The 14669-nt window shown below is 70.3% G+C and carries 13 protein-coding genes; 6 read left to right on the forward strand and 7 right to left on the reverse strand.

Going from position 1 to position 14669, the window contains the following annotated elements:
- On the forward strand, positions 1-222 hold a 222-nt coding region (locus tag VK611_29920), incomplete at its 5' end, for a diaminopimelate decarboxylase (GenBank protein HMG45588.1).
- On the opposite strand, the gene VK611_29925 is transcribed toward VK611_29920, so the two are convergent.
- Together VK611_29925 and VK611_29930 are read right to left on the reverse strand one after the other, a co-directional pair.
- Positions 219-1694: a UDP-N-acetylmuramoyl-L-alanyl-D-glutamate--2,6-diaminopimelate ligase gene (locus tag VK611_29925; GenBank protein ID HMG45589.1), complete on the reverse strand. Its 1476-nt coding sequence runs from the start codon at positions 1692-1694 to the stop codon at positions 219-221. The genes VK611_29920 and VK611_29925 overlap by 4 nt on opposite strands.
- Positions 1691-3016 (reverse strand): homoserine dehydrogenase, encoded by a 1326-nt coding sequence (locus VK611_29930; protein ID HMG45590.1) that lies wholly within the window; start codon positions 3014-3016, stop codon positions 1691-1693. The genes VK611_29925 and VK611_29930 overlap by 4 nt, the downstream gene beginning before the upstream one ends.
- 194 nt (positions 3017-3210) lie before the next feature.
- On the opposite strand from VK611_29930, the gene VK611_29935 reads away from it, so the two are divergent.
- From VK611_29935 to VK611_29945, 3 genes are all read left to right on the forward strand, one after another.
- Positions 3211-4092, forward strand: a complete 882-nt coding sequence (locus VK611_29935; protein HMG45591.1) for a hypothetical protein — start codon at positions 3211-3213, stop codon at positions 4090-4092.
- A gap of 23 nt (positions 4093-4115) precedes the next feature.
- A complete protein-coding gene (locus VK611_29940; protein HMG45592.1) occupies positions 4116-5795 on the forward strand; it encodes a hypothetical protein in 1680 nt (559 codons plus the stop codon).
- A 107-nt stretch (positions 5796-5902) separates the two neighbouring features.
- Positions 5903-7975: a toll/interleukin-1 receptor domain-containing protein gene (locus tag VK611_29945; protein HMG45593.1), complete on the forward strand. Its 2073-nt coding sequence runs from the start codon at positions 5903-5905 to the stop codon at positions 7973-7975.
- On the opposite strand, the gene pgl is transcribed toward VK611_29945, so the two are convergent.
- From pgl to VK611_29970, 5 genes are all read right to left on the reverse strand, one after another.
- Entirely contained in the window at positions 7972-8658 is a 687-nt protein-coding gene (pgl, locus tag VK611_29950) for a 6-phosphogluconolactonase (protein HMG45594.1), read from the reverse strand. The two genes, VK611_29945 and pgl, sit on opposite strands and share 4 nt — an antisense overlap.
- Before the next feature lie 4 nt (positions 8659-8662).
- The gene (gene tal / locus VK611_29955) at positions 8663-9769 is read right to left on the reverse strand and encodes a transaldolase (protein HMG45595.1); all 1107 of its coding nucleotides are present in this window, start codon (positions 9767-9769) and stop codon (positions 8663-8665) included.
- Entirely contained in the window at positions 9766-11745 is a 1980-nt protein-coding gene (gene tkt, locus VK611_29960) for a transketolase (protein ID HMG45596.1), read from the reverse strand. The genes tal and tkt overlap by 4 nt, the downstream gene beginning before the upstream one ends.
- Positions 11746-11811: 66 nt before the next feature.
- Positions 11812-12942 (reverse strand): FIST N-terminal domain-containing protein, encoded by a 1131-nt coding sequence (locus VK611_29965; GenBank protein ID HMG45597.1) that lies wholly within the window; start codon positions 12940-12942, stop codon positions 11812-11814.
- Between the two features lie 27 nt (positions 12943-12969).
- A complete protein-coding gene (locus VK611_29970) occupies positions 12970-13377 on the reverse strand; it encodes a hypothetical protein (GenBank protein ID HMG45598.1) in 408 nt (135 codons plus the stop codon).
- A 90-nt stretch (positions 13378-13467) separates the two neighbouring features.
- Between VK611_29970 and VK611_29975 the strand changes: the two genes are divergently transcribed.
- Together VK611_29975 and VK611_29980 are read left to right on the forward strand one after the other, a co-directional pair.
- Positions 13468-14091, forward strand: a complete 624-nt coding sequence (locus tag VK611_29975) for a TetR/AcrR family transcriptional regulator (protein ID HMG45599.1) — start codon at positions 13468-13470, stop codon at positions 14089-14091.
- A gap of 140 nt (positions 14092-14231) precedes the next feature.
- Positions 14232-14669, forward strand: a 438-nt coding sequence (locus tag VK611_29980) for an acetate--CoA ligase family protein (protein ID HMG45600.1), incomplete at its 3' end; no start/stop codon positions are given.

Here is a 14669-nt window from a genome sequence, read left to right on the forward strand (position 1 = left end):
TGTGAGTCGGGCGACGTACTGGTTCGTGATGCCCGTGTCCCGTCGGACCTGCGCGTCGGCGACGTGCTGGCCACACCTGTGACCGGTGCGTACGGGCACTCGATGGGTTCCAGCTACAACAAGACGTTTCGCCCGCCGGTGGTCTTCGCCCGCGACGGGGATGCGCGCCTGGTCGTTCGTCGTGAGAACGAGCAGGATCTACTGCGTTGCGACATGCTCTAGTCGGGTAGAGGCCGCCCGGTACCGGTGGCGACCCACTGTTGGATCGCCTGCCGGCTGACCTCCTGGTCGCGGAACGGCAGCCGGATGCTGTCGATCTCCTGGTACTGCTCGTGGCCCTTGCCAGCGATCACGACGACGTCGCCCGGCTCGGCCCGCCGGACGGCCGCGAAGATCGCCTCGCGGCGGTCGAGGACCACGTCGACGAGTCCACGCCGGTCCTCTGGGATCCCTGACACGACGTCGGCAGCGATCTGTCCGGGGTCCTCGCCCCGGGGATTGTCGGAGGTGACGATCACCCGGTCGGCGTGCGTATCGGCGATGGCTCCCATCACTGCTCGCTTGCCCGGGTCGCGCTCACCGCCGCACCCGAACACGACTGTGACCGGTGCGCTGTCCGCCATCTCCGCCGTGTCCTTCAGCACCTTCTCGAGCGCATCGGGCGTGTGCGCGAAGTCCACCACGACGGAGAACGGTTGGCCCGCGTCGATGGCCTCGTAGCGTCCCACGACCCTCGGCAGATCTTCGAACGCTCCGGCCACGGCGGATGCGGCACAGCCCAGGGCGAGAGCCGATTCGGCCGCCGTCACTGCGTTCTCCACGTAGAACCGTGGCGCGCGGGGCATCCGGACCACCTCGCCCCGCCACTCCACGACGACGTGTTCGTCGACCCCGAGGATCTCGATCTTGGAGGTGTCGAACAGGTGAACGCGGGAGGTATCGACGCGCCGGGCCAGGCGATCGCCCCACTCAGTGGACAGGTTGACGGCCGCTGCATGGCTGGTCCCCGAGTCGAAGAGCTGGGCCTTGGCCTCGAAGTAGTCGTCCATGTCCTGATGGAAGTCAAGGTGGTCTCGGCTGAGGTTGGTGAACACTGCTAGGCGGAACTCCGTGGCATCGACCCGGTGCTGAACGAGCCCGTGCGACGTCACTTCGGTGACCACCGCCTGCAGGCCGCTGGCGAGGGCGTTGGCAATCCGCTTCTGGAAGACCAGGGACTCCGGAGTGGTCCGTTGGCCGGTGAGCGTGCCGAAGACCGCCGTCCCGACTCCCAGGCGTGTCAACAGGTGCGCGAGCATCACCGCCGTGGTGGTCTTGCCGTTCGTGCCGGTGATGCCGATGACATCGCACGACTTCGACGGATGGGAGTAGAACTCGCTCGCGAGCTGGGCCATCGCCTCTCGCACGTTGCTGACCACGATCTGGGGCACCGGCGTGGTCCTCCGGAGCTGGTAGCCGGACACCAACGCCACGGCACCGTTGGCGATCGCCTCGTCGGCGAAGTCGTGGCCGTCGAACTCCTTGCCACGGATGCAGAAGTGGAGGGAGCCGGGCCGTGCGTCACCACTCGAGCAGCTCAGGTGGGACACCATCACCCGTTCCCGATCGCTGTCACCGGACGCGTGCAGCCACCGGTACCCGGGACGCAGCTTGCTGAGGAGGTCGCTTAACGGCTTCGCGGAGTTCTCGATCATGAGGGAGTCCCAACCTCCGCGGGGTTGTCGTGGTTCTCGGAGTCGAAGAAGCGGATCCGCGCGTCGACGGCGTCGATCACGTCGAGGTCCCTCAGACCGCGCAAGGCCGCGCGCAGCCGATGCTCCGGCGCGGCTCGCGTGGTCAGCACGATCTTCGGTCCGTCGCCGTAGCGCGACTGCGCGATCGTCGCCAACGACACGTCCTGTGTGGAGAAGACCTGGTCCACGAGCGAGAGCACACCCGGCTTGTCGCTGCCGGTCGCCACCACGCAGCACCGAGCCGACAGGACGTCCATCGTGCCGACCACCCGGCGCTCAGGCCGGGGGAGGGGCGCGGGGATGCCGCGTGCCGCCGCCACGAGATCGCCGACGACCGCGCTGGCAGTCGGCGCTGCGCCGGCGCCCAGCCCGTAGAACATCGCGTCGCCGAGCCAGGGGCCCTCGACGTACACCGCGTTGTATGCGCCGTTGACGGCGGCCAGCGGATGTTCGAGTGGCACGAGCGTGGGGTGGACGCGCGCCACCACCGCGCCGTTCGCAGGATGGCGGTCGACGAGCGCGAGGAGCTTGATGGTGCACCCGAGCTCTTGCGCGATCGCGAACGCCACGGTCGGAAGCCCGACGATCCCCTCCCGATAGACGTTGGCAGGCGTGAGCTCGGCCCCGAAGGCTACGCGGGCGAGCACCGCTGCCTTGGCCGCCGCGTCGTGCCCCTCGACGTCGGCAGTCGGATCGGCCTCGGCGTAGCCCATCGACTTGGCGGTCGCGAGGGCGTCGACGTAGGGCGTTCCGTCCCCCGCCATCGACGACAGGATGAAGTTGGTCGTCCCATTGACGATGCCGGCGACCAGTTCGACGGGCTCGGCCGCGAGCGAGAGCTGGAGGACGCGCAGCAAGGGGATCCCGCCCGCGACGGCGGCCTCGAAGTACAGGCGGGTGCCCGAGTCCGCCGCGTGCTGCAACAGCTCTGTCCCCTGCCAGGCGAGGAGCTCCTTGTTGGCGGTGACGACCTGCTTGCCGGCAGTCAACGATCGGTCGATCAGCTCGGCGGCGGGCGAGACGCCGCCCATGAGCTCGATGACGATGTCGACATCGGGGCTGGCCACCACTTTCGCCGCGTCGGTCGTCAGCAGATCGAGGGGCGGTTGCCACTTCCTCGACTTCGTGACGTCGCTGACGACGATGGCCTCCACCGTGAAGCGGATCCCCGTTCGGGCGGCCAGCACCTTGCCCTGCTCGAGGAGGATCCGGGCGACCGCGGATCCGACCGTGCCGCAGCCCAGTAGCCCAACGCCAACCGTCGCCTGCCCGTCGATCGTCACGACAGCCTCACCATGTTCGCACCCCCTGGGTCCACCGCAGCGACCACGACGAGAACCCCAGATCGTCGCACCACCGGCGCGCCAGCCTGGAGCACACAGAGAACCGCCGCCATTTCCGCCACCTCTACCGCCGCTCGCACGCTAGTGCACGGAACGTAGGCCCTGTCGTCGGATCCGGCCCTATCGTCGGGTGGATGGTGGACAGGGGAACCGGCGGATCGGACGCTGCATCGCTCGATCGCGAGCCCGATGGCCAGCTCGTCCCGAACGATCGGGTTCCCCGCTGGCCACTCTCGGCCATCATCGTCGTGCTGATCGCGTCCGTCCTGGTCGTCGTACTGCTGATGATGAACGTCTTCGGCGTCCAGATCGCCGGCGAGGAGTACGACCCGGACGTGGGCGGGAGCATGGCCGAGTGGTTCGAGGCGTTCGCCACGTTGGTCGGCATCCCGGCCGCGGTCGTCTTCGGTGTGCGACAGCTCCAGTCGACGGGTGCCGTGCTCGAGCTCGAGCGACGCCAGCTGGTCGCCGAGGAGCTGGAGCGGACCGAACGTCGCCACGCCGAGCAGGCGATCCTGCAGCGGGCGGTGGCCCTGCGGATGCACGTCGTCAACGTGCTCGATCGCCCGAACCTGGCGACCGAGGCCGAGCGGCTCGCGGTCGAGCGGCTCGCCGACGAGTACCACCAGCGGGGCTGGGCCCGCGACGCGGCCGCGGGCTCGTGGCAGCAGGGATCGCTGGCCCGGAGCAACGCCGAGCAGCTCGTCGCCGAGCGGAGCCCGCTCCTTCCCGCGCCCTGGTTCGTGGCCGTCGAGTGCCACAACTCGGGCGCGATCACGGTCGTGCTGGAACGTTGGACCGTGGCCGACGACACCGACTCCACCACCATCGACTCCCCGGTCGAGCTGGCGCCGGGGGACCGCTACCACCACCGTCTGGGTGCCGACGAGGGATTGCTCGACGCCTACCGCCAGCGGGACGACGCCGAGGCCGCGTGCGCGGCCACGACGGTGGTCCTGGAGGGCGTCGACGCCGCCGGACGGCCCTTTCGAATAGTCCGCGCCCATCGGAGGTGAAGGTCATCGACCCGCGAACGAACATGGACACCTGGCAACGGCTGCTGCCCAAGCTCGAACGGGTCATCACCCGCCAGCAGCCCTTCGGCCCGCCGGACGCCACCCAGTTCACCGCGAGCACCGAGCTGCTCCGCCTGCTCTACGACCCCACGAACCGCACCCACCTCCAGGCCGAGAGCTCGGGGGCGCCCTACGTCATCGGCCGCAAGGGCGCCGGCAAGACGGCGTTCGTCACCGCGCCCAAGCTCGATCCCCGGGTGCGGCCGGTCGAGTTGCCCAGCGCCGACGTCTACCAGGGGGTGTTCGACGTCGTCGGGAGCCTGGTCCACGGCGGTCGACGGCTGTTCCCCGAGCACACCGCCCGGCTCTGGCGCGACCTCGCGTGGTGTGCCGTCCTCGCCGAGATCGCCCGCGACCGGCCGACCGAGGACCCCGGGTACCACGCCGTCCGCGAGTTCTCGGAGTCGCTCGGCAACGGCGCCGTGCCGGTGGACGCCCAGGCCTCGGTCGCCAGCTACCTCCGCCGGCTCAACACCCTCATCGGAGCGGGCACACCGTCCGGGGGCGTCGGTGACCTGCTCAACTCGGTCTCGGGCAACGGCTGGACCATCGTCCAGGCGATCGAGGCCGGCACCCAGATCCTCGAAGCGAGCCCCTATCGCTACGTGCTCATCGTCGACTCCCTCGAGCACTACCTCGGTGACCTGCCCACCACCGACTACCAGCAGGTCGAGCGGCTGGCCTTCGAGGGCCTGTTCCGCTTCGTCGGCGGGGACGGCACCCGTCCGGACCGCTCCTTCGACATCCGCTTCGCGTTCCCGGCCGAGGTGTGGAGCGTGCTCGAGAAGGTCTCCGCCAACCCGATCAAGGACTTCCACCGACGGGTGATCGCCCACTGGAGCGCACGCGAGCTCATCACCCTGATCGGCAACCGGCTGAACATCTACTGCCACCTCTACCAGCCCGACATCGTCGCGGTGAACGCCGTCGACGGCGATCCACGGCCCGAGGCGATCGACTACGACGAGTCGCGCCACCTCATCAAGCAGGTCCTGCCGGACAGCATCACCAACGGCTACGGCGGCTCCGAGGACACCGTCGCCTACCTGGTGCGTCACACCCAGCTCCTGCCCCGCCACCTCATCACCATCCTCAACTGCGTGTGGGAGGCGCAGCTGGCCCACGATCCGGGTGCGCCGCTGCCGGTCAAGCCGATCGCGGTGATCGAGGGGGTCCGCCGCGGGGAGTACGAGATCGTGCGTGACATCCTCGCCGCCTTCTCCGGGGTCCACCCCGGCGCCCGGCTCTGCTGCGAGCGGACCTTGCCCAACCTCGGCAACGTCATCGCCGAGGGTGACCTGCACCGCACCTACAACCAGAACGGGATCCGCAAGGAGACCGGACTCGAGTTCCGCCAGTTCCTGCGCTGCCTGCTCGAGATCGGCTGCATCGGCCGCGTGATCGACACCAAGAGCACCAGTCGCTACGTCGTCGGTGAGTTCGAGTACACACGGACGGGCAGCCTGCACATCGGGTCCGACGAGTCGTTCTGCATCCACCCGGCCTTCGCCGAGGCCTTCGACGGCCGCCACGCGACCGGGCGGGGAGCGCAGCTCCGCGCCACCGAGCGCCGTTCGGTGCGGCCCGTGTATCCCATCGGGTCCGACCCCAACGACCCGCACGACTACCGCGACGCCCTGTAGTGAGCCTCCGACTACCCTGACTTCCCGTAGCGGAGCGGCTACTCGGACACCTCAGGCGGATGTGACATGAACAGAGGATGTAACCGGGTCGAGCGGGGCGGTAAGCGGTGATCGGCGTCTTCGACGACCTCGACGACCGGCTCACCGCGGCGTTGGTCCGGATGCTCGACTCCGATCCGGCACTCACCAAGGACGAGGCGCTGACCCGCATCGAGCGAGTCGCCGTGGACGGAGGGCTGCCGGAGGCCCGCCCGAAGCTGCGACGTGTGGCCGACCGTGTCGTCCGGCATGCCGTCCTCCACCCGGGCTGGCTGCAGGAGCGGGGGTTCAGGACGTTCGGCTTCCTAGCCAATGTCCGGCCAGGGATGCTGGAGCAGCTGATCCGTCAGAGCGAGCAGGTGCGCACGGGGGTGTCCCACTACGTCGTCTACGGTTCTTGGGACACCATCGTGCTGCTGCACGGCACGGCTGCCGAGTCCCACCAGCTCCACTCCAGCCTGGCAGTGGGTGCCAACGACGAGCCGGCGCAGATCACGGTGGAGAACGTGGTCATGGCGTACCGACAGATCGTGCCCCAGCTGAGGACCTCGTACACGACGGTCACGCAGGAGACGGCCAACGCCCTGGTCGAGGACTTCGACGCCCCGGAGTCGAGCGGCGACCGCGAGCAGCTGCTCAAGTCCGGCCACATCCTGGGATCGACGTGGATGCCGGCCGACGCCAACCTCTATCCCGTGGAGGCGTTCGTCGGCCTCTCGTTGCGCGGTCGCTCCCCCGTGGGGCCCGTCGAGGTGCTCGAGCTGCTCCTCCGGCACGACGCTCTGCGCCAGACGCTGGTCCACGTCTTCCAGATCAGGCAGGGTTGGCCATTCCACTACTTCCTCAAGCTCTGTTGCCTGAACATGCTGGAGCTCGACGAAGCCACGAACGCGATCGGCGCCACCACCCGCGGCGACGTCCGCTTCGAGGGACTGACGCTCGTGGTGGCCAGTGGAACCGAGCAGTTCCCGATGTTCAGGGACGCCGACGTGACCGGGTTGCCGCTAGGCCCCGACCTCACGTCGATGGTCCAGGCCGGTGAGCGCGTGTTCGCCCGGCTGCCTGCCGATCACCAGGTAGCCTTCAACCAGCTCGACGAGGACCGCCAGATCACCGCGGTAAAGAGCCTGGCACAGCTCGGCGATCGTCTCGATGCGGCGGCCCTGAGCGTGAAGACGCGGGCACGGCTGGAGTCCGCGCTCTCCACCTTCTCGCGCGAGTGCATCCTCAACGCAGCCGAGCCGAACCTCACAGGCGCCGCCACCGAGGTCGCCACGACGATCGAGGGAGAGCTCAAGCGCCTGCTGTCGCGGCTGGGGCACGCGGTCTACGGACGGAACATGTCACGGCTCCAGACCGAGCTGAGGCTGCCCACGAAGGTCGTCCGGAACCTGACGCTCGCCAAGGTGGTCCAGGCCCTCCAGGCGGCGCAGGACCACACGGACTTCAAGCAGCTGTCCGACCTGATCGACGAGGTGTGGCTCGAACGCGTCGACCGCTTCGTCGACGCCCGCAACCGGTGGGCGCACGACGCGGTCGGCGGCAATGTGGGGACCCAGCAGCTGATCGACGAGGCCCACAGGACGATCATGGAGGCGATCGAGCTCGCTGACTGGATCGAGGAGCGGCTGGCTCTCCTGAACGAGGCGAGCGAGCCTCCGGTCGTCGCTGCTGACCCGACCGAGCCCGCGGCGCTCGACCTGGCCGCCACACCCATCGGCCGCGACCTCGGTGTGTTCATCAGCCACGCCTCGGGTGACAAGGCCACCGTCGAGCGGATCGCCATGGGCCTCAAGGCCTTCGGGCACAAGAGCTGGTACTCGGAGTGGGAGCTCCAGACCGGCGACTCGATCGTCACGCGGATCGAGGCAGCGCTCGCTCGCAGCGACACGCTGCTGGTGGTCCTCAGCCAGAAGTCGGTGGTGTCGCAGTGGGTACGGCGCGAGCTGAACACCGCGTTGATGACCCAACTCAGCGGCGGCCACGACATCGAGGTGATCCCGGTGATCATCGAGGACTGCGAGATCCCACCGCTGCTGCGCGACATCTTCTACGTCGACCTTCGCTCGAACTTCGAGGAAGGCCTGCTGAAGCTGCTCGAGAAGCTGCGCCTGCGGAAGGAGCGCGCAAGCGCCGGCTAGGGGAGCTTGGCGGCGGCGGCCGGGTCGACCAGCCAGAGCACCTGCTCGGCGCGGACGCGGGCCGCGGGGAGGTCCTCGCCGGCGGCGATCCGGGCCAGGGCGTCGCTCTTCTCCTCGCCCGACACCGTGATCAGCACCAGCCGGGCCCGCTCGATGCCGGCGTAGGTGAGCGTCATGCGGGGGTAGGGGTTGCGGCCCGACGGGTCGGCGTTCATCACCACCAGCCGCCCCGGGTCGGCGTCGAGCGCCGGCGAGTCGGGGAACAGCGACGCCGTGTGCCCGTCGGCGCCGAGCCCCAGGTGCACCACGTCGATGCGGCCCAGCTGCCCCAGCCGCAGCTGGTAGGGGTCGGCGCCCTCGTCGCAGCGCATCGGGTAGTTGGCGTTGACCGCCCCCAGCCGCTCCAGCAGCGCCTCGCGGCCGAGCCGGTAGTTCGAGTCGGGGCTGTCGAGCGGCACGCAGCGCTCGTCGCCCCAGTAGACATCGACCTGCCACCAGTCGATCTGGCTGCCGGCGTCGTCGGCGAGGCGCTCGTAGCAGCGCCGCGCCGTCTCACCGCCGGAGAGGGCGATCGAGAAGCCGTCGTTGGGGCGGCGGTGGAAGGCCTCGATGACCCGCTCGGCGAACTCGCCGGGAACGTCGTCGACGACTACCAGCTCGCCGTGCATCGTGGGTTGAACCACCGGCTCAGCCGGTGCTCCTCCGGGAGTCGTCGGCCTTCACCGTCAGCGCGGTGAGCAGCTCGTCGAAGCTCTTGGCGAACGATGCCACGCCCTGATCCTCCAACAGTGCGGACACCGCGTCGAGGTCGACGCCCGCACGCTCGACGTTCGCGAGCACCTCGTCGGCCGCGGCGAAGTCGGCGTCGACCGTGCGGGCCAGCGTGCCGTGGTCCTCGAAGGCCTCCAGCGTGGCCTCCGGCATGGTGTTCACGGTGTCGGGGCCGATCAGCGTGTCGACGTACAGCGTGTCGGGGTAGGCCGGGTTCTTCGTGGACGTCGACGCCCACAGCGGGCGCTGCACCCGGGCACCCCGAGCGGCCAGCGCCTCCCAGCGCGCGCCACTGAAGCGCTGCTGGAACAGCCGGTAGGCGGACTGCGCCTGGGCCACCGCGGTGCGGCCCCGGAGCGCCAGCGCCTCCACCGAGCCGATGGCGTCGAGCTGCCGGTCGACCTCGGTGTCGACCCGGCTCACGAAGAACGAGGCGACGCTCGCCACCTGCGACAGGTCACCGTCGTAGTCTTCGAGGCCGGCGATGTAGGCCTCGATCACCTCGTCGTAGCGGTCGATGCCGAAGATGAGGGTGACGTTGATGCTGTGGCCCTCGCTGACCAGCTGCCGGATGGCGGTGACGCCCTCGGCGGTGGCCGGCACCTTCACGAACAGGTTGGGCTGGGCGATGCGAGCGTGCAGGTCGCGCGCCGCGTTCACGGTGCCGGCGGTGTCGCGCGCCAGGCTGGGCGCCACCTCCAGCGACACGTAGCCGTCGACGCCGTCGCTCTCGTCGTGCACCGGGCGCAGGATCGCCAGGGCATCGGTGATGTCGGCGATCACCGCCTCCCAGTAGGCCTCGTCGACGCTCTTGCCGGCTGCCGTCAGCTCGCGGAACTGGGCGTCGTACTCGTCGGACCCCTCGATCGCCTTCTGGAAGATGGTGGGGTTCGAGGTGATGCCCCGCACGCCGCGCTCCACCCAGCGGGCCAGCTCGCCGCCGGTGATCCAGCCACGGCGCAGGTTGTCGAGCCAGGGGCTCTGGCCGAAGTCGGAGTAGAGCGTCTGGAGTCTCTCGCTCATGATGTCTCCTCGGAGAGATCGGAGATGAGTTGGCGGGCTCGCTGGGCCACGTTGTCGGGGGTGTACCCGAAGTTGGCCAGGGCGATGTCGCCGGGGGCGGACGCACCGAAGCGGTCGATGCTCACGCTGTCGTCGACCCAGCGGTCCCAGCCGAAGCTCGACCCCGCCTCGACCGCCAGCGTGGGCACGTCGGGAGGCAGCACCGAGTCCTGGTAGTCGTCGGGCTGGGCCGCGAACAGCTCCCAGCTCGGCATCGACACCACCTGCGCGGCGACACCGCCGTCGCGCAGCAGCCGGGCCGCGTCGACGCACACCGACACCTCGCTGCCGGTGCCCACCAGCACGACCGCGGGGCTGTCGGCGGGGGACATGACGTAGGCGCCCCGGTCGACCGGCGCACCCGCGGTGCCCTCCAGCACGGGGACGGCCTGGCGGGTGAGGATCAGCGCCGTCGGGCCCTGCGCCGCCACCGCGATGCGCCAGGCGGCCGCGACCTCGTTGGCGTCGGCCGGGCGGATCACCCGCAGGCCGGGGATGGCCCGCACGGCCGCCAGGTGCTCGATCGGCTGGTGGGTCGGCCCGTCCTGGCCGAGGCCCACCGAGTCGTGGCTCCAGGAGTAGACGACCTTGGCGTGCGACAGCGCCGCCAGCCGCACCGACGGGCGCATGTAGTCGCTGAACACGAAGAACGTGCCCCCGAACGGCAGCACGCCGCCATGCAGCGACATGCCGTTGAGCACGCCGCCCATGCCGTGCTCGCGGATGCCGAAGTAGATCTGGCGGCCCTCGGGGTTGTCGGCCGTCTGCTGGCCGCTGTGGGCGAAGGCGGTGCCGGTGTTGCCGGTGAGGTCGGCGCCGCCGCCGATCAGCCCGGGCACCACGTCGGCCAGCGCGTTCAGGCACTTGTTCGACGCGGCGCGGGTGGGCACCGACTCGCCCGCCTCCCAGGTGGGGAGCTGCGCGTCCCAGCCCTGCAGGCCCGACTGCGCCTGGCAGGCGTCCCACACCGAGCGGTCGCCGGTCCAGCCGGCGAGGCGCTTCTCCCAGTCCTCGCGGGCGGCGCGGCCCCGGGCGCCGGCCTCGCGGTAGAGGTCGAGCACCTCCTCGGGCACGAAGAAGGTCTGCTCGGGCGGCAGGCCCAGGATCTCCTTGGTGCGGGCGATCTCCTCGTCTCCCAGCGGGTTGCCGTGGGCGTCGGCCGTGTCGGTGTAGGTGGGCGACGGGTAGCCGATGTGGCTGCGCAGGATCAGCAGCGACGGCTTGTCGTCGACCGCCCTGCCCCGGGCCAGCCCCGCCTCGAGGCCGTCGCAGTCGTTGGCGATCTCGCCCAGCTGCTCGACGTGCCAGCCGTAGCTCGTGAACCGCTGGGCCACGTCGTCGGTGTAGGTGAGCTCGGTGTTGCCGTCGATCGTGATGTGGTTGTCGTCGTAGACGTAGACCAGGCGGCCCAGGCCCAGGTGCCCGGCCAGCGACGCGGCCTCGTGGCTGATGCCCTCCATCAGGTCGCCGTCGCTGCAGATCACGTAGGTGTGGTGGTCGACCAGGTCGGGACTGAACTTCGCCCGCAGCCAGCGCTCGGCCACGCCCATCCCGACGGCGTTGGCGACGCCCTGGCCCAGCGGACCGGTGGTGACCTCGACGCCGGCGGTGTGCCCCGCCTCCGGGTGGCCCGGCGTGAGCGAGCCCCACTGCCGGAACGCCTTGATGTCGTCGAGCGTCAGGCCGTACCCGGTGAGGTACAGCATGGAGTAGAGGAGGATCGACGCGTGGCCGGCCGACAGGACGAAGCGGTCGCGGTCGGGCCAGTGGGGTGCGCTGGGGTCGTAGCGCATGGTGCGGGTCCACAGGACGTGGGCCAGCGGGGCGAGGGCCATCGCCGTGCCGGGGTGGCCGTTCTTCGCCGCTTGGGGGGCGTCCATGGCGAGGCCGCGGATGACGTTGATGGCACGCTGCTCGAGGAGGGGGTCGGCGCTCATGCCTGTTCCACCCTACTGCCCACGGTGGTCTCGACCGCGCTGCCTCCGAGGCTCCCGAACAGGGTTTTATGCGGTCGGGAAGAGCAGGACCGACGCAGTGAAGCTGTGCAGGAAGCTGCGCCCCCCGATCGGCCCGATCTCGCCGGCGCAGAACATGCCGGCGACCGCTCGCGTCGACGTGTGCTCGGCCACCAGCTGGGCGTCGTGGTCGGGGGTCCCGAAGAGCCGGCGACCCCTCCCGTTGCACGTGAACAGGAGCGCCGCGTCGGCGTCGTGGCCGGCCAGGAGGGCGCGCAGGTCCTCGTCGGCGCTGGCGGCGTCGCGCAGGTGGAACTGCACGGTCGTGCCGATCTCCAGCGTGGCGCCGACGGCCAGGGCACCGCGCTCGCGGTCGGCGCCGACCACGTTGCGGACCAGGAAGTCGCCCCGCTGGAACGCCAGCTGGTGCTCGTCGGCGACGACGCCGAGGTGCAGGCCGCCGCTGGCGAGCAGCTCCCGGTCCTCCGGGGTGAGCTTCCCCAGCAGCTGCTCCAGCTGCTCGATGGCGCTCTGGCCGGCCAGCTCGACCACCAGGTTGCCGTCGGCGCTGGTGACGATCATCGGGCTGCCGATCGGCCGGCAGCCCTGCGAGACCACCGTCTCGACCCCGTCGAGCAGCACGCCGACGGCGCCCTCGGTGAAGATCTCGCCGTCGAGGACGAGGCGGTTCTGGCCCGGTGCCATCCCGGCCGACGCCAGGCCGCCGATCACCGGCAGGGGGTTGTCGGCGACGGCGACCACGTCGAGCAGGTCGGGCACCGGTAGGGAGAAGGGGTCGGCCAGCAGGAGCGCGGTCTGGTGGCCGGTGCCCTGCGGCAGGCCCTGGAGGGCGATGCCGGCGGTGGTGCTGGCGGCCGTGAGCCGGACGGGTTCGGGGACGTAGCCGAGGTGCGCGGTCCAGAGGCTGAGCGCCGGCTCGTTCTCCACCTCCTCGGTGCGGCCGACGACCCCGCCGGCGGTGATGCCGACGAGCCGCTTCGGGCCGGCCAGCGCCTGCACGGTGCCGACGACGTCGGCGAACGCGTCCACGTGCTCGCCCGAGCAGAACAGCACGGCCAGGTCGGCGCCGTGGCCGCCCGCGTCCAGCACCTGGCCGACGACCTCGGCGGTCGCGTCGGCGGAGGCGGGGTGGCGGGAGATGGCGGCGGCGTAGGACATGGTCGGCTCAGGTCAGGTCAGGTCGGGTCAGTCGATCTCGTCGGTCTCGGGCGGTGGCTCCACGAGGGTGTACGGGACGACGGTCGCCGTCCCGGTGCCCAGTCGGCAGTGCGCCTCGACGGTGCCGTAGTCGGGCAGCTCCAGCTCGGCGCGCACGAGACGGTAGGTGAACTTGCCCGGCTCCACCTGCAGGGGCTGCACGTTGCGGGCGATCTGCTCCCCGTCCCGCTGGAAGAGCACCTCCAGCACGCCGTTGCTCTCGCCGCCGGGCGGGCAGTGCACCAGCACCACCAGGTGGGGCGTCACGGTGACCGGTGGTGGCGACGGCGCGGCGGCCGAGAAGTGCACGCCGGTCAGGTCGATGCGGGTCGGCCCCCCGGGATAGGGCGCGCTGAGGTCGATCCCTTCGATGAAGAGAGCGGCGACGATGTCCATACGCCTGCAAGCTAAAGGATCGCGGCGGATGCCCGGTGCAGGCATGAAAGGTCCCGGGGGTAGAGGGCTGGGACCGGTACCCTGCGGAACGTGGCCAACGAGGGTGAGGTCGGCTCGACCCGAGCGATGATCCTCGCCGAGGCACGTCGGTGCTTCGCCGAGTCCGGCTACGACGGCACGTCGCTCAACGACATCGCCGCCGGCGTCGGCATCCGCCGGGCCAGCCTGCTGCACCACTTCCCGTCGAAGGAAGCGATCTACCAGGCGGTGTTCGAGCGTGCGCTCTCCGACTGGGCGATCCGGATCGAGCAGGCCATCGACGTCCCCGAGGCCGAGGGCTGGACCTACCTCGACCGGGTGCTGACCACCGCCATGATGTGGTTCGTCGAGAACCCCGACTTCGTGCGGCTGGTGCGCCACGAGTCGCTCGCCGCCCACAGCGACCACCTCGGCTTCGACCTGGGTGAGGCGCTGCGGCCGTGGTTCCAGCAGGCCGTCGACTACTTCGACCGCGAGATGGGCGCCGGCCGGTTCCGCAAGCAGGACCCCGAGCAGCTCATCATCAGCGGCTACGGCGCCATCCTCAACTACTTCAGCGACCGGCACTTCCTGGAAGGCCTCCTCGGCCGCGACCCGATGACCGAGTTCGCCCTCGAAGCCCGCGTCGAGCACATCCGCACCTTCTTCCGCGCCGCGCTCGAACCCGAGTCCTGACCCGAGTCATCCGTGGTCGCCACCGCGGCCTTGAGTCGTCTGTGTCGGAGACCGACCACGAACGACTCGTCCTCGCCGGAACGACCAGAGACGACTCGCGACTTCGGGGAGGGTGGGGTGCATAACTAACGTGGCCACTCGTGCCCACCCTCTCCGAAGCGGGCTCGAAGGAGCTGCTGGGCGGCTTCGGCGTGCCCTTCCCCGCAGAACACGTGGTGACGACCGCCGCCGACGCGGTGGTGGCCGCCGAAGCGGTCGGCTACCCGGTGGTGGTCAAGCTGGGGGGCGACGGGATCGCCCACAAGACCGAGCGCGGCCTGGTCCGCCTGAACCGCGTCGCCGCCGACGCCGTGCGGGAGGCGGCCGAGGCGCTGCTGGCCGCGGCCACGCCCGAGGACGGCGAGGTCCACCTCCTGGTCGCCCCCATGCTGCGGGCCACCCGGGAGCTGATCGCCGGCCTCCACCGCGACGAGCAGTTCGGCACCACCGTGATGCTGGGCGTCGGCGGGATCCTGGCCGAGGCCGTCGCCGACGTCGCCTTCCGGCTGGTGCCGATCACCCGCACCGACGCCGAGGAG

The sequence above is a fragment of the Acidimicrobiales bacterium genome, assembly GCA_035316325.1.
Lineage (GTDB): Bacteria > Actinomycetota > Acidimicrobiia > Acidimicrobiales > VFJN01 > DASXTK01.